Below are 12,497 nucleotides of genomic sequence, written 5' to 3'. Positions count from 1 at the left end.
TTATTGAGGCTTTTTTGCAGACTCAGCTTGATTAGCCGTAGGATTAGCATTCAAATCTATTTCCGTCGGCTTGACCGTTATTTCTGGTGCTATTTTCTGCAATCCTGTGACGATTACTTTATCTCCAGCTTTCAGACCCTTTGTCACCAACCACTTGTTACTAATTGCCTGAGTAGCGTTGATATTGCGCAATTCTACTTTGTTATCTTTATCTACAATCAGTACGGTTGCTTGACCACGAGGTGTTCTGGTAACAGCTTGCTGAGGAACCAAAATCGCATTTTTGCGCACACCTTCTTCTAACTTGGTGCGAACAAACATACCTGGCAATAATTCTTCATTCGGGTTTGGGAACACAGCGCGCATAGTGATAGAGCTTGTTGTTTCGTCAACCGTCACGTCAGAAAACTCCAGGTAACCTTCTTGGCTGTATTCTTGCCCTGTGTCAGTTATTAGGCGGATTTTGGTCTTTTTGCTCTCTTTTTGAACTGTTCCTTTTGCAATTTCATTTTTGAGGCGCAGATAGTCGTCACTTGATTGAGTGATATCAACATAGATAGGATCTAACTGCTGAACAATCGTCAGAGCTGTTGGTTGACCCGCAGAAACCAGTGCTCCTTCTGTGACGGTAGACTTACCCGCACGCCCAGAAATAGGGGAGGTTACCTTGGTGTATGCCAGATTGATTCTGGCATTTTCCAATGCAGCCTGAGAGGACTGAACATCTGCTTTTGCCTGAGCATATTCTGAATTTGCTTTATCAAATTCCTGTTTACTCACGTATTGTGTGCCTAGCAAGGATTGATAACGTTCAACGGTTAAGCGGGAAACATTCTCATTGGCTTGCGCTCTGGCTAAGCTTGCTTTTGCTTTGCTATATTCTGCCTGATAAGTCGCTGGATCTATTTGGTATAACGACTCACCAGCAGCCACATCACTTCCTTCTTTATAGTTACGTTTCAGTATGATGCCGCCGACTTGGGGGCGAACCTCGGCAACACGATAAGACGAGGTGCGGCCTGGCAATTCTGTGATGACCGTTAGAGGTTCTGCCTTCAGCGTTACGATACCAACTTCAGGAACATGCTGGCCTGCAGCCCCTTGCTGTGTATTTTTATTGTCATTGCATCCTGAAAGAATGAAACTACCTGAAATTACCAGTAATGTGGCCAGAGGCAAAACTCCCCTGTTTTTTCGCATAAGTAAACCTCAATTTTTCAATGTTGATTCGTTAATCTAACAAGTGAAATCATTACTTCGTTGGTTAATGAGTGCTATAGTACAAACATACATGAATGTATGTAAATCAGCCTCGGTCAAAAACAAAGTTTATGGCACTAAAATGGCACGAAAAACTAAACAGCAAGCAAATCAAACTCGTCAGCAAATCATAGATGCTGCGATAAAAACCTTTTCTGAGCGTGGTGTTTCTGCTACCTCGCTATCCGATATCGCAACTGCCGCTGGTGTAACGCGCGGAGCAATTTACTGGCACTTTAAAAATAAAACAGATCTACTTTCTGTTGTTTGTAGAATGCCAGAGCATAAAATAGACGAACTAGAGAAAGAGTATCAATCAAAATATCCTGATAATCCACTTATTGCATTGAGATATTTATTAATTTCCATGTTAAGAATGATGATTGATGATTATCAGATTCGTCAATTAATGGAAATTTTTTTCCATAAATGTGAATTCGTTGGAGAAATATCTTCGCTAGTAGAGGATATTCGGGAGATCTGTATTTCCGATCACAAGAAGATTGAAAAAATGTTATTTGCTTGTATTCAGTCTGGAGAACTGCCCTATAATCTTGATCTTAGGCGTTCTGCCATCATGTTGAGAGCATTGATGACAGGGATATTTGAGAACTGGTCATTCTCACCGGATAGTTTTAATATTCAAGAGCAATCAGCTCATTTGGTGGATAGTTTCATTGATACACTTAAATACAGCCACCATTTACGGAACAGCGAAGAAAACAAATTTTGAACACGGCGTCCGCAGAGAACTGAAATTGTTCTTAATGTCTGATGCTGTAGCCGCGGGTTTGGCCTGGCAAGCGCCTAAAGAAAGCTATAATTTAAAACAAATGCTGGAAATTTTGATGGCACAAAGTGTCGACGTTAGATTGATCAAAACCTGTACTGATGCCAGAGAAATTAGCGAACTGACATTGGTTGATGGCGCGGCAAATGATGAGTAGATGAGTTCATGGTTTCAGTTAACCGATATTTGGGTGTTTTACTTAATAAGGGGAGTTTGTGTAACAAATTCTCTGCAATACGTTTCTCCGCTATACTGTTTTTTTTCCTGTTACCTCTCTTTTTTTCGGTAAATGCGGCTGCCGGCAGCGATGTTCCAACCCGTAATGATATTCAAAATCAACTTAAGTTCCTGACAGAACGTAAGGAGCATACCGTTGAAGAAAAGATATCGATAGCTGATTTGGAAAAGTCGCTCTCTTTCTTCGATAAAATAGACCAATTGAAGCTAGATTTCGCTCTACTCAGGAAAAATGTGCAAAATGTGCCACAAAAATCACATCAAATTACGGCTGAACTTGAAAATCTAAAAAATAACGATCAGCAGGATGCATATCAGCAGTCACTAGAAACACAGTCCTTAAAGCAGCTCGAATCTAAACTGAATAGCACATGGTATAATTTGCAGCAGGCACAGGAAAATCTTGCCAGCTACAACAGCCAGTTGATTGGGCTACAAACTCAGCCAGAACGCGTGCAAAATGCGCTATTCCGTAACATGCAAAGATTGCAGCAGATTCGCAACCAACTCAATAATGCATTGACTGAACAGTCAGAATTGAGCCTTACCCGGATAGAATTATTGCAGGTAGAACAACTTTTTTTGACTCAGCAAAATGAGTATCAAAAAGAATCTCTACAAGCAAATACTCAGTTACAAGCACTTTTACAGCGGCAACGGGATTATACAACTCGCCAAATTGAACAGTTGGAAAGTAATGTTCAGTCTATTCAAAATGTGATGAGTGGAAAGCGCCTGATTCTTTCTGAAGAAACCGCGAAAGAAGCGCAAACTAAGGATGGTAAAAATTTACATATTCAAGATAACTCATTAGTTCAGGCAGAAATTGAACATAATCGTGAACTGAGTAAACAGTTGATTGCAGCAACACGTGACAATAACCAACTGGCACAGAAAAGTATTCGTATTAAAAACTTTCTGGAGCGAGCCATCCAATCAGAGCGTAATCTTAAAGAACAAATAAAGGTATTACGTGGCAGCCTATTGTTATCACGGATCCTGTTTCAGGAACAGTTGAAAATACCACAGGATGTGCTGACAAAAGATTTACCAACGAAAATAGCAGATTTACGCCTAGAGCAATTTGAAATTAATCAGGAACGAGACCGGCTCTGTCAAGGGAATGACTATGTCAATCATTTATTGAGTAATAACCATTACCAAATAAAAAATGCATCCAATGGAATGGTGGATGAAATACATAATGCTATCAACCAGATATTGGAAGTGCACTGTGAACTTTTAGAGCAGCTCAATAACCAGTTAGGAAATCAGATTACTCATGCCATTAACTTGCAAATGGATCAGCAACAGTTGTTGGATGTTTCTGAATCACTAGAGCAAACCCTTGTCCAGCAAATCTTTTGGGTTAACAGTAACAAACCAATGAATGTGGTGTGGTTGAAATCCTTGCCCGAACTCATTCAAGAAGAACTAAGTCATCTGGAAATTCGCTTAACGCTTAACGGACTGATTACGGGGCTAAAAAACTCTATTCATTTCGTTATTCCTCTTGTATTAGTTGGCCTGTTTTTACGCTGGCAAACCAAAAGCATTAACGAACAGTTGAAAAAAATATCGGGCGAAGTGGGACAGTTTCGTCATGACAGTCAACTACATACCCCATTGGCACTGATGCTGACATTAATTAAAACGTTACCACTTGCTTTTATCATGTTGGCGATAGGTTATTGGTATTCGAAATCAGGTGATGATTTTGGGGATTTGATTTGGGGATTTTCCCGTCAATTGGCGCTTTTTTGGATTATGTATAGTTGCAGTTATCAGATCCTAGTGAAAGATGGAATTGGGGAACAGCATTTCTCTCTGGACAGTGCGGTTTGTCACTTATTCAGAAAAAATCTTGTTCGTCTGTCAATAACACTATTGCCTATTTTGTTCTGGATAACATTGGGGGCTAAATACCCTTTGCGGCTGTCTGATGATGTTATTGGTCAGTGTACAGTATTGATCTGCCTGTTCTTTGTCTTCCTGTTTATTTTTCCATTCTGCCGCTATGTATGGCGCGAAAAAAGCTCACATGTGATCCGTACCATTGTAGTGACCGCATTGACTTTTGCCCCGCTGGTTCTGATGGTATTGATGGTATCGGGATATTTCTACACAACTTTACGTCTGGCAGAACGTTGGCTCTATAGTTTGTATTTACTGTTTCTCTGGCATATCAGTTATCAAGCCTGTTTGCGTGGATTAGGAATAGCAGCGCGTCGCATTGCCTATCGACGTGCTGTTGCTCGCCGTCAATCCCTAACGAAAGAAGGGGCAGAAGGTGAAGTAACGGAAGAACCCCCAATGGCTTTAGATCGCATTAATCAGCAATCATTGCGTTTAACTACCATGGTGCTGTTTCTGATTTTTTTAGGTGCATTTTATTGGATTTGGTCTGATCTGGTGACCGTATTTTCTTATCTTGATGGGATCAACTTGTGGCAGTACAGCACTACAACAGAGCTGGGCAATGTCCTGAATCACGTGACTTTGAAAGACTTGGTACTTTCAATAGCGATGTTGGTCATTTCTTGGGTCATGATGAGAAACTTGCCAGGTCTGCTGGAAGTATTGGTGTTATCCCGCTTGCAGTTGCAACAAGGCTCTTCGTATGCCATTAAAACGATACTGACTTACCTAATCATTGGCGTCGGCGGAATTACAGCATTAGGAACATTGGGTGTTTCGTGGAATAAATTACAATGGTTAGCGGCGGCACTTTCGGTTGGTTTAGGCTTTGGTTTACAGGAAATCTTTGCCAACTTTGTTTCGGGTTTAATTATTTTGTTCGAACGCCCTGTCCGTATTGGCGATACAGTAACGATAGGGAATTATTCTGGCTCTGTCAGTAAAATTCGTATTCGTGCGACGACGATTACAGATTTTGACCGCAAAGAAGTGATTATCCCTAACCGGGCATTTGTGACGGAACGTCTAATTAACTGGACACTTTCCGATACCATTACACGGATTATTATTAAGGTTGGTGTTGCATACGGCTCTGATCTTGATAAGGTCAAAGAGGTTTTGTTAAAAGCGGCAAGTGAAAATGCCCGCGTAATGAGTGAGCCAGGGCCACAAGTCTACTTTATGAATTTTGGTGCCAGTACATTGGATCATGAATTGAGGCTTTATGTTCGAGAATTAGGTGATCGTAGCCGTACTGTAGACGAAGTTAACCGCAATATTGATAAATTATGTCGGGAAAACAATATCAATATTGCATTCAATCAGCTAGAAGTTTACTTACACAATGGGCAAGGTGATAGTTTGCAAGAGGTACAGAAGCCATTGAATGATGAGAACTATCGGTCAGATAAAAAATTTTCATCTGGTGATAAACCATTTTTACCTTAAGCCATTTTCTAGTTTGTTTTTGTTTAAATTGTTTTTCGTTTAAACAAGAAGCCTGAGGAGTAAGCATTAATTAAGCTTATTCCTCAGATTTCTGTGCCTGTTTTTTCAATTTTTCCTGAAGATCGTGTTGGACAATTTCTAGTGCTGCCAATGCGATATCAGGAGAAATTTCGTTACATTCAAGCAGATAAATAAGATCTACTGCCAGTTGTACTTCAGGTGGTGCTTGTTCTAGAGCCATAACGGCTTCTTCCTTTGTGATTAGATTGAATGCTCTTGCTTTTCTATCGACTTCTCGATCCGCATTAATGCCTGACGACAGCGGGCGAGCCTACCAGCCAAGGCGGCAATTTCTTTTTGCAGTTTGTGCTTATTAGTCAGTGTAGTTTGTTTGTTTAACTGCAATTCCCTGTCATCAATCATTGCCATTAAACGACGTTCATAATCTTGATGTTCTGCCAGACGTTGATAAAGATCTTGTTCTTGTGTTCGGCGCCCAAATTTATCTTCTTGTTTTCGTAGAGTTTGGGTTGATATCTCACGTTTAAGTGCCTCAATTTGTGTTACTAAGCGCTCGGCAAGAAATTTCACTTGTTCAATTCGATAATCGCTTACACAGGCTTTCAACTGTTCCATATTTTGTCTGATTTCTTGCAGGTATCCACTGAGTTTATTGCTGCGGTGGTGGAATAATACTTGATCAAAACGGGCGGTAGAAAAAGGGATATCAGGCAGTAAAGCGAGTTCTTTTTCCAGAATATTGACTTGTTTTTCAAGTGCACTTAATAAATTTTGTAGGCCCATAAGCATCTCATTATCATTGATAATCTGTCTGTTAAAGCTTTTAATTAGCTTCGCAAATCCGGTTGCCATAACACCGCATTTGCTAAGATGAAGCTTGACTTACGTCAACAAAATATAAGCAGAGACTTGCTCAGTAGTTGCTTTTTTTCGGCAGTTTGAATAGATTTTACCGTTTTCTTTTTAAATCTGGCTGGCATTGATTATGACCGCTAACGCACAACAACTGCAATTAATTAAAGATAGTATCGAAACAATCCCTGATTATCCAAAAGCGGGAATACTTTTTCGTGACATTACCACATTGCTCGATAATCCAGTAGCTTACCAAGCTACGATAGATTTATTGGTGGCTCGTTATCAGAATAAAGGCATCACGAAAATTGTGGGTACTGAAGCACGTGGTTTCTTATTCGGAGCGCCTGTGGCACTGCGTCTGGGAATTGGTTTCGTTCCTGTTCGCAAAAAAGGTAAATTACCGCGTGAAACACTGAGTGAAACTTACGATCTGGAATATGGTACAGATACATTAGAAATCCATAAAAGCAGTATGCAGGACGGGGATAAAGTTCTGGTTATTGATGATCTGCTTGCAACGGGAGGCACCATCGATGCGACTGTTCGCCTGATCCGTCGTCTGGGTGGTCAAGTTTATGAAGCGGCATTTATTATTGGATTGCCGGATTTAGGTGGCGTTGAACGTTTGAAAAAACAAGGCATTGATAGCTACACCATCGTTGAATTTCCCAGCCACTAATTATTCTTTTTTTGCATTATTGACACATATTGATATATCAGCCTCGCCGTTAGTGGTGAGGCTGTGCTAGCATGATAGGCAGTCATGTTCAATTTCCTCGGTATTCATGAGCTATCAGGTACTTGCCCGTAAGTGGCGCCCACAAATATTTTCTGACGTGATTGGTCAGCAACATGTGCTGACTGCATTGGCGAATGGTCTCGAACATCAACGCCTTCATCACGCTTATCTTTTTTCCGGCACTCGTGGCGTGGGAAAAACTACTATTGCACGTTTGCTGGCAAAAGGACTGAATTGCGAAACGGGTATAACCAAGACTCCATGTGGTCAGTGTACTAATTGTCTTGAAATTGAACAGGGACGGTTTGTGGATCTGATTGAGATCGACGCTGCTTCCCGAACAAAAGTAGAAGATACCCGCGAATTGCTGGACAATGTCCAGTATGCGCCTGCCAGAGGTCGTTTCAAAGTTTACCTTATTGATGAAGTTCACATGCTTTCCCGCCATAGTTTCAATGCATTGTTGAAGACATTGGAAGAGCCACCGGAACATGTGAAATTTCTTCTGGCAACAACCGATCCACAGAAACTGCCAGTGACTATTCTTTCACGCTGTTTGCAATTCCATCTTAAAATACTCGATGTGGATCAAATTAGTAGCCAATTGGAACATGTCCTTAATGCAGAGCAAATAGAAAGCGATGCTCGTTCCCGTCAGCTACTTGCCCGTGCAGCGGATGGCAGTATGCGTGATGCTCTGAGCTTAACGGATCAAGCTATTGCCCTTGGTGGAGGGAAACTGACATCAGATATCGTCAGCCAGATGCTGGGAACGCTGGACGATGACCAACCATTGGCGATGATTGAATCGCTGGTGCGTGCAGATGGTCAACAAATGATGGCTCTGGTGGAACAAGTCGCAACTCGTGGCGTAGATTGGGAAAACCTGCTGGTTGAAACACTATCGCTGTTGCATCGGATTGCTATGCTCCAGCTATTACCCCAACAACCTGCAAGTGATCCTTCTTCAATGGAAGGGCGGTTACGTTTACTGGCCAGATCAATTTCTCCGACTGATTTGCAGCTTTATTACCAAGCGTTACTGGTAGGGCGCAAGGAGCTTCCTTATGCGCCAGAACGACGGATGGGAGTTGAAATGGCATTATTGCGTGCCTTGGCTTTTCATCCAAAAACAGTCACTGAAGAAACATTACCACCTGCGGTGGAACACCCTGTAGCGCCACAATTTTCTTCAAATAATGAAACAAATGAACGCGCTGAGCATGAAATACCACCACCGATGGGCAATGAGTCCTCCATTGCAAACAGCCCAACCGCGAAACTATTGCAAGCGAAAAATTCGCTGACTCGTCAAGGAAGTACGCTACCAAAAAAGCCTGAGCCGGCAGAGTCTGCAAAGGCAAAGCCGGCAAGTTCGGCGCTGGAGCGGTTGGTGATGGTGGCAGAACAGCGGTCTCAATCTCATATCCCTAAAACACAGCAGCCTAAGCCGGTTAATCCGGTAAAAAAAGAAGCTTATCGCTGGCGGGCAACGAATACTGGAGAAGAAAAACAGCACCCAACTGCGACGCCAAAATCGATCAAAGCGGCTTTGGAGCACGAAAAAACAGCAGAGTTGGTTGAAAAGCTGGCCAGTGAATCAAAACAAAGAGATCCATGGGCTGCGGAAATTGATAAACTGCATATTCCAAAATTGGTCCAGCAGGTAGCACTGAATGCATTTAAAGAACAGCTTGATGAAAATCGTCTTTGTCTGCATTTACGTTCAAAGCAGCGTCATCTTAATTCAGCATCGGCTCAGAAAGCGTTGACCGAAGCATTAAGTGAATTGCATGGAAAACCTATTGAACTCATTATCATTGAAGATGATAATCCTGCGGTAAAAACGCCTCTGGAGTGGCGGCAAGCCATTTATGAAGAAAAATTGGCACAAGCGCGTCAATCCATTATTTCGGATAAAACGATTCAAACACTTCAGCAGCTATTCGATGCAGAATTGGATGAAGAAAGTATCCGGCCTGTTTAACTGCCGTAGTGTATTTTTATGCTGTGGCTATAGCGAAGAGAGAGAATTATGTTTGGTAAAGGTGGTTTGGGCAATTTGATGAAACAGGCCCAGCAGATGCAAGAAAAAATGCAGAAAATGCAAGAAGAAATTGCAAATCTGGAAGTTACAGGCGAATCTGGCGCGGGTCTGGTAAAAATCACTATTAATGGTGCACATAACTGCCGTCGGGTTGAAATCGATCCAAGTTTAATGGACGATGACAAAGATATGCTGGAAGATCTGATCGCAGCGGCATTCAATGATGCAGCTCGTCGTATTGAAGAAACTCAGAAAGAAAAAATGGCCAGTGTTTCCAACGGAATGCAATTACCACCTGGGTTTAAGATGCCATTCTAATGCAAACCAGTCCTCTTCTTGAATCCCTGATGGAAGCCCTGCGCTGTTTGCCTGGTGTAGGCCCAAAATCTGCACAGCGGATGGCATTTCATCTATTGCAGAGAGATCGCAGTGGTGGGATGCGACTAGCACAGGCATTGACGCGAGCGATGTCTGAAATTGGTCACTGTCAGGATTGCCGGACATTCACGGAACAGGAACAGTGCACAATTTGCGCCAATCCCCGTCGTCAGCAGAATGGTCAGATCTGTGTAGTGGAAAGTCCCGCGGATATTCATGCCATCGAACAAACGGGTCAGTTTGCGGGACGTTATTTTGTCCTGATGGGGCATTTATCGCCATTGGATGGTATTGGGCCAATGGATATTGGTTTAGATCGTTTAGAAGAACGCTTATCTTCTGAAACCTTGTCAGAAATCATTCTGGCAACTAATCCAACTGTCGAAGGAGAGGCAACGGCAAACTATATTGCAGAAATGTGCTCTCAATATAGTGTGACAGCCAGCCGAATTGCTCACGGTGTTCCAGTGGGGGGCGAACTTGAAATGGTGGATGGTACAACACTGTCTCATTCGCTGGCTGGCCGTCAAAAAATCACAGATTTGTGATTTTGTTCCCAGTGAATGGGGGATTTTAATGGATGGTGGTATGATTATGCCGCCGTCCATAGCCGATTTACCCACTTATCAAATTAATTTTACATTCTTCTTGTTGTCTTAACTTGAAACTTTCCATATTTATCCCCATTTGATGATCATCGTCCGATTTTACATATCTGAACTGGATTTAGATTGAGGTAATAAATGAGTATGAAAGATCAAGAAACCCGTGGATTTCAGTCTGAAGTCAAACAACTGTTGCAATTGATGATCCACTCTCTCTATTCCAATAAAGAAATTTTTCTCCGTGAACTGATTTCAAACGCATCTGATGCGGCTGACAAATTGCGCTTCCGTGCATTGTCGGCTCCTGAACTGTATGAAAATGATGGTGAATTGCGTGTTCGTCTGGCTCTTGATAAAGAACAGAAAACGATCATCATCAGCGATAATGGTATCGGCATGTCCCGTGATGAAGTGATCGATAATCTGGGAACGATTGCAAAATCAGGTACTAAAGCATTTCTTGAATCCATTGGTTCTGATCAGGCAAAAGACAGCCAATTGATTGGTCAGTTCGGTGTCGGTTTCTACTCTGCATTTATTGTCGCTGACAAGGTCACCGTACGTACTCGTGCAGCAGGGGCTCCCGCTGAACAAGGTGTATTCTGGGAGTCAACAGGAGAAGGTGACTACACCGTTGCCGATATTGAAAAAGCAGAGCGTGGTACAGAAATCACCCTGCATCTGCGAGATGAGGAAAGCGAGTTCCTTAATGACTGGCGTCTGCGTTCTATCATTGGCAAATATTCTGATCATATTGCCTTGCCAGTTGAAATCGAAACCCAAACTAAAAACGAAGAAGACGACTCAGTTACCGTTACATGGGAAAAAATCAACAAGGCTCAAGCGCTGTGGACTCGTAATAAAGCTGAAATCAGTGATGAAGAGTATCAAGAGTTTTATAAGCACATCTCCCATGATTTTACTGACTCCCTGATTTGGAGTCATAACCGCGTTGAAGGTAAGCAGGAATACACCAGCCTGCTATATATTCCTTCCCAAGCACCGTGGGATATGTGGAACCGCGAACATAAACATGGCCTGAAACTCTATGTACAGCGTGTATTCATCATGGATGAAGCTGAACAATTCATGCCAAATTACCTGCGCTTTGTCCGTGGTCTTATCGATTCCAACGACCTGCCATTGAACGTTTCTCGTGAAATTTTGCAAGATAGTTCAATCACACGTAACCTACGCAGCGCGCTGACTAAACGTGTATTACAAATGTTGGATAAACTGGCAAAAGACGACGCAGAAAAATATCAGACCTTCTGGCAGCAGTTCGGCCTGGTGGTGAAAGAAGGTCCAGCCGAAGATGGCGCAAACAAAGAAGCTATTGCTAAGTTACTGCGCTTTGCTACAACTCATAATGATAGCTCCGCTCAAACCGTTTCTCTGGAAGATTACGTTGGCCGTATGGCAGAAGGGCAGGAGAAGATTTATTACATTACAGCAGACAGTTATGCTGCGGCGAAGAATAGCCCACACTTGGAACTATTCCGTAAGAAAGGCATTGAGGTTCTGTTGCTGTCTGACCGTATTGATGAATGGATGATGAGTTACCTGACTGAATTTGATGGTAAATCATTCCAATCTGTCAGCAAAGCTGATGAATCCCTAGACAAACTGGCGGATGAAAACAAGGCTGAGCAAGAAGAAGCAGACAAAAAACTGGAGCCATTCATTGAGCGTGTGAAGACGCTGCTGGGTGAGCGTGTGAAAGATGTGAAACTGACCCATCGTCTGACAGATACTCCAGCTATTGTAACCACTGACACCAATGCGATGAGCACCCAAATGGCGAAGCTATTTGCAGCAGCGGGCCAGACTGCACCAGAAGTAAGTTATAACTTTGAGCTGAATCCAGAACATCTTCTGGTTAAGAAAGCGGCTGATATTGATGATGATACTCAATTTGCTGACTGGGTGGAATTGCTATTGGATCAAGCACTATTTGCTGAACGTGGCACATTGGATGATCCAAACCAGTTTATTCGTCGTATGAATCAATTATTATTAGCTGAAAAAGCTTAAATTTATTAAGATAATGATAAAAACCACGCTTCATTTTTCTCTGAAGCGTGGTTTATTTTTTTAGTTAATGCGGAAACGTTTACCTGTTTTCTTGAGCCATCCCCCATTCAAATGGTATGGTGGTACGTTTTCTTTAAATATGAAAAGCAAATAGCAAGGGGA

10 protein-coding genes and 1 pseudogene are annotated in these 12,497 nt (G+C 42.3%); 8 read left to right on the top strand and 3 right to left on the bottom strand.

Features of this window, described 5'->3' with window-relative positions:
• Positions 1 to 1,200 (bottom strand): efflux RND transporter periplasmic adaptor subunit, encoded by a 1,200-nt coding sequence (locus Xish_RS11350; protein ID WP_099117952.1) that lies wholly within the window; start codon positions 1,198 to 1,200, stop codon positions 1 to 3.
• Between the two features lie 142 nt (positions 1,201 to 1,342).
• On the opposite strand from Xish_RS11350, the gene acrR reads away from it, so the two are divergent.
• The 3 genes and pseudogenes from acrR to mscK all read left to right on the top strand — a co-directional run bounded on the left by acrR (position 1,343) and on the right by mscK (position 5,653).
• On the top strand, positions 1,343 to 1,993 hold the full coding sequence (acrR, locus tag Xish_RS11345; RefSeq protein ID WP_141553977.1) for a multidrug efflux transporter transcriptional repressor AcrR: 651 nt from the start codon (positions 1,343 to 1,345) through the stop codon (positions 1,991 to 1,993).
• Positions 1,994 to 2,009: 16 nt separating this feature from the next.
• Positions 2,010 to 2,189, top strand: a pseudogene (locus Xish_RS18980) (DsrE family protein); the annotation flags it as partial.
• 26 nt (positions 2,190 to 2,215) lie between these two features.
• Entirely contained in the window at positions 2,216 to 5,653 is a 3,438-nt protein-coding gene (mscK, locus tag Xish_RS11335) for a mechanosensitive channel MscK (RefSeq protein WP_099117950.1), read from the top strand.
• A gap of 76 nt (positions 5,654 to 5,729) precedes the next feature.
• Here the strand turns inward: mscK and rsmS are convergent, their stop codons facing one another.
• A complete protein-coding gene (gene rsmS / locus Xish_RS11330; protein WP_099117949.1) occupies positions 5,730 to 5,894 on the bottom strand; it encodes a pleiotropic regulatory protein RsmS in 165 nt (54 codons plus the stop codon).
• A 20-nt stretch (positions 5,895 to 5,914) separates the two neighbouring features.
• Positions 5,915 to 6,457, bottom strand: a complete 543-nt coding sequence (priC, locus tag Xish_RS11325) for a primosomal replication protein PriC (protein WP_099118737.1) — start codon at positions 6,455 to 6,457, stop codon at positions 5,915 to 5,917.
• 202 nt (positions 6,458 to 6,659) lie between these two features.
• Here priC and apt point away from each other — a divergent pair, with 202 nt between their 5' ends.
• From apt to htpG, 5 genes are all read left to right on the top strand, one after another.
• On the top strand, positions 6,660 to 7,211 hold the full coding sequence (gene apt, locus Xish_RS11320; protein WP_099117948.1) for an adenine phosphoribosyltransferase: 552 nt from the start codon (positions 6,660 to 6,662) through the stop codon (positions 7,209 to 7,211).
• Positions 7,212 to 7,317: 106 nt separating this feature from the next.
• Complete coding sequence (dnaX, locus tag Xish_RS11315; protein WP_099117947.1) at positions 7,318 to 9,258, top strand: DNA polymerase III subunit gamma/tau; 1,941 nt, start codon at positions 7,318 to 7,320, stop codon at positions 9,256 to 9,258.
• Positions 9,259 to 9,306: 48 nt separating this feature from the next.
• Positions 9,307 to 9,636 (top strand): YbaB/EbfC family nucleoid-associated protein, encoded by a 330-nt coding sequence (locus tag Xish_RS11310; RefSeq protein ID WP_099117946.1) that lies wholly within the window; start codon positions 9,307 to 9,309, stop codon positions 9,634 to 9,636.
• Positions 9,636 to 10,244 (top strand): recombination mediator RecR, encoded by a 609-nt coding sequence (gene recR / locus Xish_RS11305; protein WP_099117945.1) that lies wholly within the window; start codon positions 9,636 to 9,638, stop codon positions 10,242 to 10,244. The genes Xish_RS11310 and recR overlap by 1 nt, the downstream gene beginning before the upstream one ends.
• Positions 10,245 to 10,445: 201 nt before the next feature.
• The gene (gene htpG, locus Xish_RS11300) at positions 10,446 to 12,335 is read left to right on the top strand and encodes a molecular chaperone HtpG (RefSeq protein WP_167383285.1); all 1,890 of its coding nucleotides are present in this window, start codon (positions 10,446 to 10,448) and stop codon (positions 12,333 to 12,335) included.
• Positions 12,336 to 12,497: the final 162 nt, after the last annotated feature.

The organism is Xenorhabdus ishibashii, from assembly GCF_002632755.1.
GTDB classification, from domain to species: domain Bacteria; phylum Pseudomonadota; class Gammaproteobacteria; order Enterobacterales; family Enterobacteriaceae; genus Xenorhabdus; species Xenorhabdus ishibashii.
This window is presented reverse-complemented; position numbering and strand designations above follow the sequence as displayed.

Coding starts and splice junctions, on each gene's coding strand:
- acrR (WP_141553977.1), top strand. CDS start 1,343: ATGGCACGAAAAACTAAACAGCAAGCAAATCAAACTCGTCAGCAAATC.
- mscK (WP_099117950.1), top strand. CDS start 2,216: ATGGTTTCAGTTAACCGATATTTGGGTGTTTTACTTAATAAGGGGAGT.
- recR (WP_099117945.1), top strand. CDS start 9,636: ATGCAAACCAGTCCTCTTCTTGAATCCCTGATGGAAGCCCTGCGCTGT.
- Xish_RS11350 (WP_099117952.1), bottom strand. CDS start 1,200: ATGCGAAAAAACAGGGGAGTTTTGCCTCTGGCCACATTACTGGTAATT.
- htpG (WP_167383285.1), top strand. CDS start 10,446: ATGAAAGATCAAGAAACCCGTGGATTTCAGTCTGAAGTCAAACAACTG.
- priC (WP_099118737.1), bottom strand. CDS start 6,457: ATGGGCCTACAAAATTTATTAAGTGCACTTGAAAAACAAGTCAATATT.
- rsmS (WP_099117949.1), bottom strand. CDS start 5,894: ATGGCTCTAGAACAAGCACCACCTGAAGTACAACTGGCAGTAGATCTT.
- dnaX (WP_099117947.1), top strand. CDS start 7,318: ATGAGCTATCAGGTACTTGCCCGTAAGTGGCGCCCACAAATATTTTCT.
- Xish_RS11310 (WP_099117946.1), top strand. CDS start 9,307: ATGTTTGGTAAAGGTGGTTTGGGCAATTTGATGAAACAGGCCCAGCAG.
- apt (WP_099117948.1), top strand. CDS start 6,660: ATGACCGCTAACGCACAACAACTGCAATTAATTAAAGATAGTATCGAA.